The sequence below is a fragment of the Streptomyces luteireticuli genome (genome assembly GCF_041519305.1).
GTDB classification, from domain to species: domain Bacteria; phylum Actinomycetota; class Actinomycetes; order Streptomycetales; family Streptomycetaceae; genus Streptomyces; species Streptomyces luteireticuli.
This window is the reverse complement of sequence record NZ_CP167928.1, coordinates 103,025-115,652: the sequence shown is the minus strand read 5'-3', so window position 1 is coordinate 115,652 and position 12,628 is coordinate 103,025. Positions and strand designations below refer to the sequence as shown.

15 protein-coding genes are annotated in these 12,628 nt (G+C 72.3%); 5 read left to right on the top strand and 10 right to left on the bottom strand.

Annotation, left to right across the window (positions count from 1 at the left end; translation table 11 throughout):
• Window positions 1-34 precede the first annotated feature (34 nt).
• On the top strand, window positions 35-1,870 hold the full coding sequence (locus tag AB8735_RS36110) for a zeta toxin family protein (protein ID WP_372412097.1): 1,836 nt from the start codon (window positions 35-37) through the stop codon (window positions 1,868-1,870).
• Here the strand turns inward: AB8735_RS36110 and AB8735_RS36105 are convergent.
• Window positions 1,828-2,094 (bottom strand): hypothetical protein, encoded by a 267-nt coding sequence (locus AB8735_RS36105; RefSeq protein ID WP_372412096.1) that lies wholly within the window; start codon window positions 2,092-2,094, stop codon window positions 1,828-1,830. The two genes, AB8735_RS36110 and AB8735_RS36105, sit on opposite strands and share 43 nt — an antisense overlap.
• Before the next feature lie 164 nt (window positions 2,095-2,258).
• Between AB8735_RS36105 and AB8735_RS36100 the strand changes: the two genes are divergently transcribed.
• Complete coding sequence (locus AB8735_RS36100) at window positions 2,259-4,931, top strand: ATP/GTP-binding protein (protein WP_372412095.1); 2,673 nt, start codon at window positions 2,259-2,261, stop codon at window positions 4,929-4,931.
• A 66-nt stretch (window positions 4,932-4,997) separates the two neighbouring features.
• Here AB8735_RS36100 and AB8735_RS36095 read toward each other — a convergent pair whose 3' ends face one another.
• From AB8735_RS36095 to AB8735_RS36085, 3 genes are all read right to left on the bottom strand, one after another.
• Complete coding sequence (locus tag AB8735_RS36095) at window positions 4,998-5,279, bottom strand: hypothetical protein (RefSeq protein WP_372412094.1); 282 nt, start codon at window positions 5,277-5,279, stop codon at window positions 4,998-5,000.
• Window positions 5,280-5,655: 376 nt separating this feature from the next.
• Complete coding sequence (locus AB8735_RS36090; protein ID WP_372412093.1) at window positions 5,656-6,381, bottom strand: hypothetical protein; 726 nt, start codon at window positions 6,379-6,381, stop codon at window positions 5,656-5,658.
• Entirely contained in the window at window positions 6,378-6,965 is a 588-nt protein-coding gene (locus tag AB8735_RS36085; RefSeq protein ID WP_372412092.1) for an RNA polymerase sigma factor, read from the bottom strand. The genes AB8735_RS36090 and AB8735_RS36085 overlap by 4 nt, the downstream gene beginning before the upstream one ends.
• A gap of 506 nt (window positions 6,966-7,471) precedes the next feature.
• Between AB8735_RS36085 and AB8735_RS36080 the strand changes: the two genes are divergently transcribed.
• On the top strand, window positions 7,472-8,431 hold the full coding sequence (locus AB8735_RS36080; protein ID WP_372412091.1) for a hypothetical protein: 960 nt from the start codon (window positions 7,472-7,474) through the stop codon (window positions 8,429-8,431).
• Here AB8735_RS36080 and AB8735_RS36075 read toward each other — a convergent pair.
• The 6 genes from AB8735_RS36075 to AB8735_RS36050 all read right to left on the bottom strand — a co-directional run bounded on the left by AB8735_RS36075 (window position 8,428) and on the right by AB8735_RS36050 (window position 11,791).
• Complete coding sequence (locus AB8735_RS36075) at window positions 8,428-8,715, bottom strand: hypothetical protein (RefSeq protein WP_372412090.1); 288 nt, start codon at window positions 8,713-8,715, stop codon at window positions 8,428-8,430. The genes AB8735_RS36080 and AB8735_RS36075 overlap by 4 nt on opposite strands.
• A 27-nt stretch (window positions 8,716-8,742) precedes the next feature.
• Window positions 8,743-9,231, bottom strand: a complete 489-nt coding sequence (locus AB8735_RS36070; RefSeq protein ID WP_372412089.1) for a hypothetical protein — start codon at window positions 9,229-9,231, stop codon at window positions 8,743-8,745.
• A gap of 95 nt (window positions 9,232-9,326) precedes the next feature.
• Window positions 9,327-9,428 carry a DUF6354 family protein gene (locus tag AB8735_RS36065; RefSeq protein ID WP_372412088.1) on the bottom strand — a complete coding sequence of 34 codons (102 nt, stop codon included), beginning with the start codon at window positions 9,426-9,428 and terminating at the stop codon, window positions 9,327-9,329.
• The gene (locus AB8735_RS36060) at window positions 9,425-9,898 is read right to left on the bottom strand and encodes a hypothetical protein (protein ID WP_372412087.1); all 474 of its coding nucleotides are present in this window, start codon (window positions 9,896-9,898) and stop codon (window positions 9,425-9,427) included. Before AB8735_RS36060 ends, AB8735_RS36065 begins: the two co-directional genes overlap by 4 nt.
• 118 nt (window positions 9,899-10,016) lie before the next feature.
• Window positions 10,017-10,586, bottom strand: coding sequence for a GNAT family N-acetyltransferase (locus AB8735_RS36055; protein ID WP_372412086.1), 570 nt, complete (start codon window positions 10,584-10,586; stop codon window positions 10,017-10,019).
• Entirely contained in the window at window positions 10,583-11,791 is a 1,209-nt protein-coding gene (locus AB8735_RS36050; RefSeq protein ID WP_372412085.1) for a hypothetical protein, read from the bottom strand. The genes AB8735_RS36055 and AB8735_RS36050 overlap by 4 nt, the downstream gene beginning before the upstream one ends.
• A gap of 192 nt (window positions 11,792-11,983) precedes the next feature.
• Here AB8735_RS36050 and AB8735_RS36045 point away from each other — a divergent pair, with 192 nt between their 5' ends.
• Complete coding sequence (locus AB8735_RS36045; RefSeq protein ID WP_372412084.1) at window positions 11,984-12,247, top strand: hypothetical protein; 264 nt, start codon at window positions 11,984-11,986, stop codon at window positions 12,245-12,247.
• Window positions 12,244-12,621 carry a DUF6415 family natural product biosynthesis protein gene (locus AB8735_RS36040; protein ID WP_372412083.1) on the top strand — a complete coding sequence of 126 codons (378 nt, stop codon included), beginning with the start codon at window positions 12,244-12,246 and terminating at the stop codon, window positions 12,619-12,621. The genes AB8735_RS36045 and AB8735_RS36040 overlap by 4 nt, the downstream gene beginning before the upstream one ends.
• Window positions 12,622-12,628 lie beyond the last annotated feature (7 nt).

Below are 12,628 nucleotides of genomic sequence, written 5' to 3'. Positions count from 1 at the left end.
ACCTATTGATCTCGAACACGGCCGGGAGACGTCGGTGGAGAAGTACGGCGAGTTGCTCGCCGAGGTGATCGTGCCCGGGCTGACGGCGGACGCGGTGACGCAGGAGCACCCGGTGGTGGTGTTCGTTCTCGGACAGGCCGGCAGCGGCAAGACGCTGGTGATGGACCTGGTGCACGCCGCCCTTCACAGGCGCGGTGGTGCGGTGAGGGTGGACCGGGACACCTACAAGGCCGTCCATCCGCACTACCCCGGCTTCCTGGTGGAGGACGTGCGGACGGCCGGGGTGCGGGTGCGGCCGGAGACCTACCGCTGGCAGGCCGAGGTCGAAGCCCGCGCCCGCGCGGGCCGGTACGACATGGTGGCGGAGGAGGCCCTGGCCGACCCGGCGTCGTGGCTGGCCACGGTGGCCGTCTACCGCGAGGCCGGCTACCGGGTCGAGGTGGTCGCCCTGGCGGTGCCGGAGGCCGTGTCCCAGCTCGGTGTCCTGGACCGGTACCTGCGCCTCGCCGAAGAGGGCCGGGCCCGGTACGTGGGGTGGGGCAACCACGACGCCTGCGCGGCCGCGCTGCCCGACGCCCTCGCGGACCTCGAGGCCGGGCGCCTGGCCGACCGGGTCGTCGTCGTCCGGCGCGCCGGCGAGGTCCTGTACGCCAACGACCTCACCCCCGAAGGCCACTGGCGCCACCCGGCCGGTGCGCGCGAGGCGCTGCTGACCGAGCGGTTACGCCCGTGGAACGCGGCGGAGACCGGCGCCTTCCGCCGCCAGCTCGCCGACGCCGACCGGCGTGCGCATGATCCGCGGCTGCCCGAGGACTGGTCGCTGGCCGTGCGGCGCGACGCCGAGCGCGCCGCCGCGCTGGCCGAGCCACTGCGGCGCACCGCCCAGGCCCGCCGCGAGGCGCCCGGCACGGACTATCACCGGCTCTCCGCCGAGGAGCACCGCTGGATCTTCGACGTGCTGATCGCCCCGTCCCTCCTGGAGGGCATCACGCCGCAGGAGCGGCCGGTCGCGGTATATGTGGTGGGACAGCCCGGCTCCGGCAAGACCAGTCTGACCCCGATGCTGCGCAGGGCCCTGCGGGGACGGCCCACCCAGATCAGCGGTGACGACTTCAAGGCGGCCCACCCGGACTACCTGACCCTGCTGGGCGAGGAGCCCCGTACGGCCAGCGACCGGATCCGGGCGGACTACCGGGCCTGGCAGGCGATGGCCGAGGCACGCGTACGGGAGATGCGCGGTGACGTGGTCATCGAGATCGCCCCCGGCAGCGCGGCCGCGTTCGTCCAGGGCGCGATGCTCTACCGGCGGGCGGGCTACCGGGTGGAGCTGGTGGTCCTGGCCGTGCGGGCCGCGGACTCCCGGCAGGGAACCGCCGAGCGCTGCGCACGGATGAGTCGGCTTGGCCTGCCCGCCCGGTTCACCACCGCGCAGGGGCACGACCGCCACTTCGCGGCGCTCGCCGACGCGGTAGCCGCTGCCGAGGAGGGGCAGGTGGCCGACTCGGTCATGGTGTGGAGGCGCGATGGCACCGTCCTCTACCGCAACGCCCGCACACCCGGGGGCGCCTGGGCGCGGCCGGCGGGTGCGGCGGAGGCCCTGCTCGCCGAGCAGGCCCGGCCCTTCACGCCCCAGGAGGCGGCGCGGTTCTGGGCGATCCAGCGCCGGCTGCGGGCCGAGCTGCCGCACTACCGCCAGGACGTGGAGGAGATCGCCTGCCTGGCGCGGCCACTGATGCCCGCGCACCTGCGGCCACGACGGCTTCCCGGGCCCGCCGCGGTGGCTGCCTTGCCCCTGCCCCGCGGCGACGCGGACCCCTCCGATGATGCCTACGGCCCGGTGCCTTCCAACTCCTTCAGACGGGCCGCGTAGAGGGCGGTGAGGCGGGCCCTCTCCTCGGAGCCGGCGTCCTTCAGCCGCCTCTGGTCCTCCAGGCACTGCCGGTGCTCGGCGATCAGGCGCTCCAGCCGCCCAGGGTCGCAGGCGGGGGCACGTCGCTCGGCGAGGATCTCCCGGCCGTACCAGGCGATCACCAGCCTCACAGCCTCGTCGGCATCGGGCTCGGGGACGCTGAAGGGGGGTACCGCATCACGCACGATGATCAGCCTTCACAGGGAAAAGCAACAACAAAAGGATCATTGTCGGCCGTGGCCGGATTCCCGTCCACCACCGGCGGCTATCGGGCCGCGCCCGCCAGAGTGCCGCCGCCAGGGCGCAGCGCGGAATAGGTTGGGCCGAGACGATCACCTGTGGGGGGACCATGGCCGACAACCTGCGTGCGCTGTTCAGCTCCAACGACCCGTCGGCGTTCGACGTTGCGGAGGCGTTCACCGACCGGCAGTACCAGTGGGCCCTGGTGGCCGCCGCGCTGGAGGAGCACCTGCGCCGCACCAGTGCCCCGGGCTTCGACGTGGAAGACCTCGAAGCGCCCCGCACCAACCTGATCATGTTTCACGGGGTGGGCGGGGCCGGGAAGTCCACCTTGCTCCGCAAGATCGAAGCCGCGCTCACCGCCGCCGAGCACCGCCCCGACCAGTGGGGCGCACCCACATGGACGCAGCGGCTCCTGCCCATCCGGATCGACCTGGCCCGCTCCGCGTCGACCGGTTCGGACTTCGAACGGGTCATCCTGACGATCCGCCTCGCGCTCGCCGGGGCGCTGGGCCGCACGCTGCCCTCCTTCGACGTGGCGCTGCGCCACTACTGGGAACACGTCCACCCGGGTGAGCCACTGGACGAGTACGTCCGGCGCACCGGGCTGGCGGGCCGCTTCGCGAAGATGCTGCCCCAGCAGTTGCAGGCGGGGGTGGGCGAGGTCGCCGCCGCCCTCGAGCTGCCCGGCCTGGTCGGCTCCGCGGCCGGACAGCTCACCTCGGCGCTCGTGACGGCTCTGCGTGAGCGCCAGGAACGCGCCCAGGCCCTGGCGGGCGCCACACGGACCGCGGCCCTGCTGGAAGCCACCCCGGCTGGAAGCGCTGTCCTACTACCCGCGCTGGCCTGGGACCTCAGCCGGCTGCCCGTGAAGAAGGCCCTCACCCCAGTGGTCCTGCTGGACACCTTCGAGGACACCGGCGACCGCCACCGCGACTTCGAGCGGCTGCTGCAGCGCCTGGTCTGGCTCATGCCACAGACCTTCTTCGTCATCGGCGGCCGAAGCCGCCTGCAGTGGGCCGATGCCGCGCTGCACGGCCAGCTCGACTGGACCGGCCCCGCCGCCTGGCCCGGCCTGACCACCTCCTCCCCCGCGGCTCCGCGGCCGAGGCCGGCCACGCGGGGCGGCCGCCAGCACCTGATCGGTGATCTCTCCCCCGAGGACTGCGAGACCCATCTCGCCCGCCGCCTCACCCTCGACGGGCAGCCCCTCATCGGCGCCGACATCCGCGCCGCGATCACCGCCCGCTCCCACGGCCTGTCCCTCCATCTCGACCTCGCCGTCAGCCGCTTCCTGGAGATCCACCGCACCGGCCGCACCCCCACCCCCGCGGACTTCGACTGCACCTTCCCCGCCCTCCTCGCCCGCACCCTCTCCGACCTCACCCCCGACGAGCGGCACCTGCTGCGCAGCGTGTCCCTGCTGGACGCCTTCGACCTCGACCTCGCCACCCGCACCGCCGGTCTCGCCCAGCAGGCCCCCGCCCGGCGCCTGGTCGAGCGGCCGCTGGTCACCGAGAACCCCTACGCCCTGTGGCCCTACCACCTGCACCGCGCGATACGCAGCGCCGTCCGCGAGGACGACCACAGCGACGACCGCTGGACACCGGCCGACTGGCACCAGGCCGCCACCCGCGCCCTGGCCGCCCTCGGCGAGCAGTGGACGAAGGCCGCCGCCCTCGCCCCCAGCCGCATGCTCCTCGTCGCCTGCCTGCGCCAGGGCCTGCGCCTGGCCCGCGACCACCACCTGAGTGGCCTGGGCTGGATCATCGACGCCGCCTTCGTCTATACCGACGACTCCGTCTGGGAACCCCTCACCCTGCCCACCCCCACCGAGGAGGCACCGGACACCCCCGCCGACGCCGCGGCCGAGCTTCTCACCGCCATCGCCCGGCGCCAGCACGAGCACCGCCAGCAAACTGCCGACCGTCTCACCGCCGTCCTGGCCGCCGGCCTGCTGCCCGCCGCGCTGACCGAGATGGCCCTGTACTACCGGGCCAAGGCCCACAAGGACCTCAGCCAGAACGACGCCGCCCGCGCCGGCATGCAGCAGGTCGCCGACACCGGCGGCCGCCTCGCCCCCAAGGCCCGCCGGGGCCTTGCCAACCTGGCCCGCCTCGCCGGCGACTTCCCCACCGCCCTGGCCGCCGTCCCCACCCTGGGCTGGCAAGGCCGCCACCACCGCGTCCTCGGCGACATCCACTGGTCCCACGCCAACACCGTCCAGGCCATCGACGCCTTCGAAGCCGGCCGCACCGAAGCCGAGCAGCACGGCGCCCCGGGCGAACGCGCCATGACGCAGGTCCGCCTCGCCCTCGCCGTCTCCTTCGCCGACCCCGACCGCGCCGACGACGAGCTCGCCCTCGCCCACCAGCTCCTCGACGGCCTCGACCAGCTCTCCAACACCCTCCTCGCCCAGGTCGTCGCCCTGATCAAGGACGCCGGAACCGACGACGCTCTCACCGACCGGGCCCAGGGCTTGCACGCCGACATCGACAACGCCGGGCTCCCCTACCTGATCCGGTTCCTGGAACTCGGCCTCGCCTTCCACCACGCCGTCCGCGGCGAGGACCAGAACCTGGCCGCCACCATCGACCGGCTGCGCGAACTCACCGCCACCGGCGACTTCGCCTACTTCACCGACATCGCCCACTTCATGGCCGGCCTGCCCCTGCCCGGCCCCACCACCACGCGCTGGATCGACGGCCCCGACGGCGTGCGCGCCCGCTGGCAGCACCTCGTCCACACCCGCCGCACCCACACCGGCCGAATCCACCCGTGATCTCACGCGGGCACGAAAAAGGGCTCGGACCCCCGTCACGGGAGTCCGAGCCCAACTTCAGAATGATCAGCTGGCGTCCGGAGACTTACCGACCAGAGCACTCAGCAACTCGACGATCTTCGCCTGGTTGCGGTCGATCTTCTCCGACAAGGCGTCGACCTTCTCCTCCAGGCCGCCCACCTTCTCGTCCAGGTTGCCGACCTTCTGATCGAGGTTGCCCACCTGGAGCCGCAGAGCGGTCAGGTCGGACTTGACGATCCCGAACTCGCGCTCCGTCGTCACCTGCGCCTGCTCATAGCGGCGGGTGAGAGCGGCGATCTCGCTCTGGGCGATGGGGTCCTCGGCCACGCGGGGCGCTCCTGCCAGATCATGAAAAGCGGCGGTCATCAGGCCCCTCACGATATCGCGTCCGAACGGCCACACTCACCCGTTCGGTCCCCGTGGGCCACCGCCGTCAGGCCAGCACAGAGAGCCTTCCTCACAGCGGCCCCTCAGCCGATATATCGGCTGAAGAAGTCGGTGAGGATCGGGAGGGCGCTGCTCAGGAGGGTGGCGGTGATCTGTGCCCAGTAGGGGCAGGGGGCCCTTCCGGACGGGTGGTGGTGTTGTACGAGGCGGGGAGGGCGACGTCGGAGCACAGTGCACCTTCCGGTGGGAGCACGGCGTGCCGGTGCCCTGCGGCTGCGGGCGGCCGCAGGGCACCGGGCAGGGGCGGGTGCTGGGTTCAGCGGTGGCAGACGAGGTCGTCGAGTTCTTCCTGGGAGACGTTGTCGAGGTAGCCCTCGGGGATGGAGATGGAGGCGTTCGCGGGTCCGGCGGTGACCTCGCGGATGTGGCTGCCGACCTCGACGGGCAGGGGATCGGCTGCCGGGGAGGGGCGGTTCGCGGGGGTTTCCCAGTCCTCGTCGCACAGGAAGGCGCCGGCGTTGAGCTGGCGGTAGCAGTGCACGGCCTCGGTCGGCTGGCCGCGCAGCAGGTTGTCGAGGAAGAGGAGGTAGGCGGCGGTGGCGTCGTCGGCGCCGGCGGCGTAGCGCCACCAGAAGCGGGCGCCTTCTTCGCCGGCGCCGCTGAGGTAGAGCAGGCAGCCCAGGCCGCGGGCGCCGACCGGGTCGGTGGGGCACTCGGCACCGACGAAGCGGAACAGCCGGGGGGCGGCTCCGGGGGCCTTGATGATCTGGCGGCACAGGCCCTTCAGGTCGCGGCGCAGCCGTTGCTTGAGCTTGCGGGGCGCGGCCGGTGTGGGGCCTTCGACGGATTCCAGGACGAGCGCGGCGAGTTCGGGGGAGGTAGGGGCGAGCCAGCCGGAGATGTCCCGTACGGCGCGGGCGCGGCGTTCTTCGACCTGGTGGATGCGGGCGAAGAGCTTGTGGTCGTCCTCGGCTCGCTGTTCGCCGGTGTAGGCGGGGGTTCGGGTCTGCGCATCCTGCAGGGCGCTTTCGATTTCGATCACTGGTGGTGCCCTTTCGTGTGGCCGGGAGTGTCGCCGTCGGGGGGAGTCAGCGTCGTGGCCAGAGCGGCGCAGCCGGCGGCGAGGTGCGAGCGGACGGTGGAGGCGGCGAGGCCGGTGAGGTCCGCGATCTTCTCGGTGGAGTAGTCCTGGAGGTAGTGCAGGGCGATGCAGGTCTGCTGCCGTCCGGGGAGCCGGGAGACCGCGTAGTGGACCTCCAGGCGGCGGGAGGCGCGCTCGATCTCCTCGTCCGGGACGGCGGCGACCGGCCGGGTCGACGCCTCGAAGATCAGCCCGACGGGGATGACCGGGCGGCGGTCACGCCTGCGCAGCTCGTCCGCCACCGTGTTCCGGAGGATCTTGAAACAGAAGGCGTCGGTGTTGTCGCTGGCGAGCGCGTCGTCCCACTTCAGGTAGATCTGGAACAACGCCTCGTTGGCCATCTCCCGGGCGTCCTCCATGGAGTACAGCCGGGTGTAGGCCCAGGTGACGTACCCCTCGCGCTTGCCCAGGACGAAGGACTCGTACGCGACCTGCGCGTGGTGCTCCGTGGTCACGGTGCGCAGTACCGTGTGGCGGCCGCTCATGCCGGCCCTCGCACGGTACTGGTCGCGGTGGCCGGGTGGTGCAGGTGGATCTGCTCTTCGCGCCGTCCGGTGGTTTCCCCCCGGTAGGGCGGCGTGCCGTAGAACATTGCTGTCCTTATGTCTCGTACTGGACACCTGGTCCCTGCCCCCACCGAGACCCGGGAGAGCACGGCGCTCTCACCTCTTAATGCCGTCGCCGAGGCGCCATACGTCCAGCCGAGCACACAAGAATATTGACGTAACGTTACTTCCTGGTCTCTCTCGGTATTCCCGTTGTGCGGTCCGGGGCGGTGACGGCAAACGTCCGTGCAGGAGCCGTTACAGGTGCGTGGTGCGCTGTTCACTCATCTGGTGCAATGCGCATGCGCCCGCCCAGCGGAACGATCGAACCTGAAGAGCGGAGCACCGCCCTCGGTCAGCCGGGGGTATGGGGCTCCCCGGTCCGGTCTCCTCGAGTCGAGCTGGAGGATCCCGCCCTGTCCGTTTTCTGGAAAGGCGATCGTCGGATGAAGACCCCAGCCACCCTCTCCTCCCCGGATCCGCGTGCTCGGCGCCGGAGACCGGACATCCGCCTGGCGACCCGTCTGCTCGCCCTCACCGGATCCCTCCTGATGCCCATAGCCACAGGCAGCCCCGCCTCGGTGGCTGCCCCCGCCCTGGCCGACCCCGTCGTGGGTTCGGCCGACTGCACCAGAGCAGGGGAGTACATCCTCACCCTGCCCACCGAGGCCGAGCAGCTCACCGTGACGCTCACCGTCCGCGGCGCCGGCGGCGGAGGCGGTGAATACGGCGCCACCAGCACCGGCGATCTCATCGGTGGCGGCGGCGGAGGCGCTGGCGGCACCGCGGTGTGCACGGCGACCGTGCCTGGGGGAACCAACCTGACCGTTGTCGTCGGCGGCGGAGGGGACAACGGCGGCAAGTCGTATCCCTACGGGGGCACGAGTGCCCTCAACGGCCTCGGTCACGGCGGCACCGGAACCCCCGGCGGCGCCAACGGCATCAATGGAGGCGGTGGAGGCGGCGGTGCCTCTGGAGTCTTCGCCGGATCAACGGTCGCAGCCGTGGCCCTGCTGGCCGACGGCCGCGGCGGTGGGGGTGGTGGCGGCGCGGCCGCCGGCGGCGCCGGGGGAACTGGGGGCAGCTTCGACGGCAACGGCGCCCTCGGGGGCACTGCGGGCACCTACGGTGGACCCGCTGTCGCCGCCGGTGGCGGCGGTACCGGCGGCGGAGGCACCTGCCGCGCCTACTTCACGGGCAACGGTGCCCCGGGCCAGGACGGAGGCAAGGGCTCCACCCTCCTCTCCCTGGCCGTCGGCGGCAGCGGTGGCCTGGCAGGAACCCCCACACCCCCCGGCCTCGGCCTGCTCCCCACCCAGGGCGCCGGCGGCCGCGGCGCAGGAGACATACTCGACGCCCGCGACGGCAACGCCGGATTCATCAACGTCAACTGGAGGAGCGTCTAGGCGCGCGCGGCCAACTGGTCAACCGCGTTCTTGGCGTCCTTCAGCCCGTCCCCGGTGAGCTCGCGGTACGCCTTGACGGCCTTGATCCTCTCGCCCTTGCGCGCGAGCTCCGCGATCCGGGCCAGCTCATGCTCCTCCTGCCGGATGCCCAACTGGTCAAGGATCAAGTCGACCTTGCGCTCGAGCCGCGCGACCTTGCGGCTGACGCGTTCGATCCGGCTCTCGACAGTCCAGGCGAGGAGACCGATGAGGGGAAAGATGAAGAGGAGTACTGCCGTGTCCATGATCGAGGATCCTAGGCCGCGCCCCGGTCAGACGCCGGGGCCGGCCTGCGGACGTTCCAGCCCCCGGGAACCGGTCTCCGTGTCCAGCGTGCCGTTGTCCTCGTCGAGGTCCGCCAGCGCGGCGTCCATGGCGTCGATGGTCTCGTAGTCCGGGCTGCCGTCGCGGAGCCTGGGCAGGTCATCGTCCTGCGGGACGGGCCCCTTGAGGAACGGCGGGACGACCGCGTCGACCGTCTGGGCCATGGGCGCCCCGTAAACGGAGGCGTGCCGGCGGGCCTGCTCCCACCAGCCCCCGGCCAGGCACACGGCGAGGACCCGCAGGCCGTCGTGTCCGTACTTCCGCGCGACTTCGTCCACCCAGTCGATCGCGAACTCCGCGATATCGACGTCCTCCCCCATGTCGTGCTCGGCGGCCGGGTCCCGGATCATCGCCAGCGAGATCCCGAGCATGCGCTGCTGCATGCCGATCAGCTCCCGCCGCTCCCACGCCTTCTCGAACTCCGACCGCTCCGGCACCACAGCACTCCTTCCGCTCCCCGGGATTCGTCGACGCCGACCGTACGGCCGCCGACCCCACCTGGGAAGGCCCTGCGGTTTGACCATGTGAAGAGTCAAATGCCCTGTACAGCTGCCGTCACCCGCAGCTGGCGGTCCCTCCAGGTCATGTCCGGTGCCAGGTCGCGGTACAGCTGGCCTTCCTGGACGTTCCTCACACCGCCACCTCCTGCTCGCGGACGTTGAGGGAGGCAGCCTCAGCTGTGCACACCTCGACCACCGGCCCAGTCAGGCGACCGGTCTTCCAGGATTCACGCAGCCCGGCGTCGAGGAGGTCCTCACGGTGGGCAAGGAGCCGCATTTCCCCCGCGAAGTAGCCCTTCCAAGCGGCGTCCGGGGTGACGACGGTGATCCGCCCCGTGCGATCGGCGACCAGGACCGAGCGCTCGGACAGGGTGGTCAACGCCCGCAAGTGCTCAACGCGCACCGTGGCGGGAGCCCACCCCGACTCCACCAGGACCTGCTTGTGATCACGCTGTGTGGACATCTTGTCCTCCGGTCCTTCCGGCTCTTCAGCGGGGGTACAGCATTCGGTCGTGGTCGGGGGCAGGACGCGGTCGAGGAACTCGTTGCGGGCGTCCTTGTCGAGTTTGACGCCGAGGCCGAGCGCGGTGCGCAGGGAGTGCACGGTGACGTCCCGGGGGATGTCGAACCGGCGCGTACCCCTGGCGGCGTGGCTGTGTCGCTCTCCGGGAGGTACGTAGCCACGGCCTGCCGCGGCGGGGCAGGAAGTGGTGGGACGGGGGTCATCCGGCTTTCCCGGCGACGGCCGACAGGCTGGGGCGGATCATGACGGTCAGGACGGGCGCGGTGTCCTGGGGCTGGGCGTGCCCGACGGGCACGTACCCCCACCGCTCGTAGACGGCCTGGACCTTCCCGTCCCCGGCGAGTGGGTTGACCATGAGTGTTGCCCGGCCCGTCCAGCCGTCCAGGAGGTGGTCGTGGACCGTCCGGGCGGTGCCGGTGCCGCGCCGGGAGGTGAGGACCGCGATCTCGTCCAGCCGGAACGTGCGCTGCCCGTCCTCGCGGACGATGTCCGCCGAGGGCGGCGGGTAGACCCTGGGCCACCACGTGTTCTCCGCGCCGAGCGGGCAGCCGTAGGCGTAGCCGACGGGCTCGTCTTCGCGCCAGGCGAGTGCGGCCAGGCAGCCCGGGCGCGTCGCGTGGCGCTTCAACTGCGCGCGCATGCGGGGTGGTTGGTAGTGCTCCAGGTGCTGGAGTTCGGCGCGGGCGTCGACGTAGACGGTGAGGATCGCGTCGATGGTCTCGTCGGTGAGCGGGGTGCGGGTGAACCGGTCAGGAGCGGTTTGGGTCATCGGGCGGCTTCCAGGGTTGTGGTGAGGCGGTGGATGGCGGTGTGGACGCGGGCGCTGCCGGGGAGGCCGGCGGCGAGCCGGGCGGCGCGGTCGATGGTGTCGGCGGCGGCGTCCCGTTCGCCCTGGGCGAGTTGTGCCTCGGCGAGGTGGACGCGGTAGAGGGCGCGGTCGCGCAGGTATCCGGCGTGGACGGTGGCCAGGGCGGTGCGCGCGTGGGTCTCGGCGTGCTGGGGGCGGCCGAGGATGCGCAGGGACTTGCCGTGGAGGGAGTGGAGGTCGGCGGTGCCGTAGAAGCCGAGCCACCGGGGCCGCGGGACGGGCTGGCTGTGGGTGAGGGTGTCGTGGGCGCGGTCGAAGGCGGCTTCCGCGCGCCGGCGGTCGGCGAGCAGGGCGGCGGCGGTGCCGAGCCGGGCCTGGGCCAGGGACCGGCACAGCGGGTCCTGCCGGGCCGCCCGCAGCGTGCTGAGCTTCTCGGCCGCGGCCTTGGCGTCGGCGCGGCGCCCGGTGGTCAGCGCGTAGTGCACCTGGGAGTTCCAGGCGTGGAGCAGGGCGTAGGGGTCCCGGGAGAGCGCGGCCAGGCGTGTGGCGGCGTCGATGTGCTGGGCGGCTGTGGCGGTGCGGTGGCCGTCCAGGGCGTACCAGGCGCTGGCTGCCACCGCGTCGGCGGCCACGGCATAAAGCATGCGTTCGATGCGGTCGGAGCAGCCGCCGGCGTTGACCGCGGCGGTCGCTGTGTGGCAGATCGCTTCGGCGGCCTGTTCGAGTGCCTGGCCGCCTTGGGTCTGGTCGGTCCGGGTGAGCCGGTCCAGTTGCTCGCGCAGGTCTTCCACGTCGGAGGTTCCTGTGCGCCAGCGTCCCCGTCCCGCGGCAGGCGTGATGGCCAGCGTCGCGCTGACGGCGCCGGCGCCGGTGATGAATGTGCGGCGGTGCACCGGTCCCTCCTCCGGGCGTGCGGACGGGTGGATGAAGCCCAGGTCGGCGGCGGTCAGGCCGCTGACCTGGGCGAGGGCACGGCGTTGGAGGGCCCTGGGCCATTGGGTCTCCCCGGAGCGCCATTTACGGACCGTGCCTTCGGTCAGTCTTCCCTCCCGGCCGGTGATGGCACCGATCTCGGAGTTGAGCGCTCGGGCCAGGTCGGGGGCGCTCAGGCCCTGCTTGCCCATCCACTCGACCAACGGCGTGTTGCGCCTGCGCTGGGTGCTCACGGGCCCCAACGGTAGGGGCCGGGAGCCTCCTGCGGCAGGTAAAGAGCGGGTCATTTCGATAGGGGTGGTGCGGGCAGAAAACCGCGCTCCGGTAGGGGCATTGGACGGCGTGCGGGGGTTGCCTGTCCGTACAACTCCCCTTCGCGGCGGGCCGCCCAGGGCGCGGCCCTCCGCTCGCTCAAGGAGACCGTCGTGACCACACCGCCGTCCCCCGTTCCCCCTGCTCCGACCAGGACGCCGGTCTTCGTCTCCCACGTGGCGCCGTCGCAGCGCGACGTGGCATACGACCACCGCGCCGCCCAGGCCGCCGTCCCCGTGACCGTGCACTTCCGCGACGAGACGAGCACCGAGACGCTGCTGGTCCTCGGCCCCGACCAGTTGTCCTGCCTGCTCCGGCAGTTGGGGCAGGCGGCCGAGCAGCGGCGCGCCCTGCTGGCCGAGGCAGGCGGCCGGTGAACCGTCCTGTGGCCGGCGCGGACGGCGACGTGCCCGTCATCGCGCCGATGCTGACCGGTGACACCCGCCCGGTCGACCTCGTGACGATCCGGGCGACGGCCGACCGTGCCCTGCAGGAGCGCGCGTCCGTTCCCCGCCGCGCGGAGGTCCGGGAGCTGACCTCCGCGCTCCACGAGCACCTCGTGCTCCTGGTCGAAGCGGCCCAGCACCGGCGCGACGAGGCCAAGGGCGAAGCCCGGCGGCACTGGGCCGCGGTGCTGAACCGGGGGCAGATGGATCTCGCCCGCCGCGGCAACACCGGGCAGTCGGCCGTGCAGTACCTGCAGGAGATCGCCCGGACCTGCCGGTATCTCACCGACCTGCTGGCCCGGTAGCGGCACG

Excerpts from the sequence above, each read along its gene's own strand:
- AB8735_RS36100 (WP_372412095.1), top strand. The coding sequence starts at position 2,259 with ATGGCCGACAACCTGCGTGCGCTGTTCAGCTCCAACGACCCGTCGGCG.
- AB8735_RS36085 (WP_372412092.1), bottom strand. The coding sequence starts at position 6,965 with ATGAGCGGCCGCCACACGGTACTGCGCACCGTGACCACGGAGCACCAC.
- AB8735_RS36080 (WP_372412091.1), top strand. The coding sequence starts at position 7,472 with ATGAAGACCCCAGCCACCCTCTCCTCCCCGGATCCGCGTGCTCGGCGC.
- AB8735_RS36075 (WP_372412090.1), bottom strand. The coding sequence starts at position 8,715 with ATGGACACGGCAGTACTCCTCTTCATCTTTCCCCTCATCGGTCTCCTC.
- AB8735_RS36055 (WP_372412086.1), bottom strand. The coding sequence starts at position 10,586 with ATGACCCAAACCGCTCCTGACCGGTTCACCCGCACCCCGCTCACCGAC.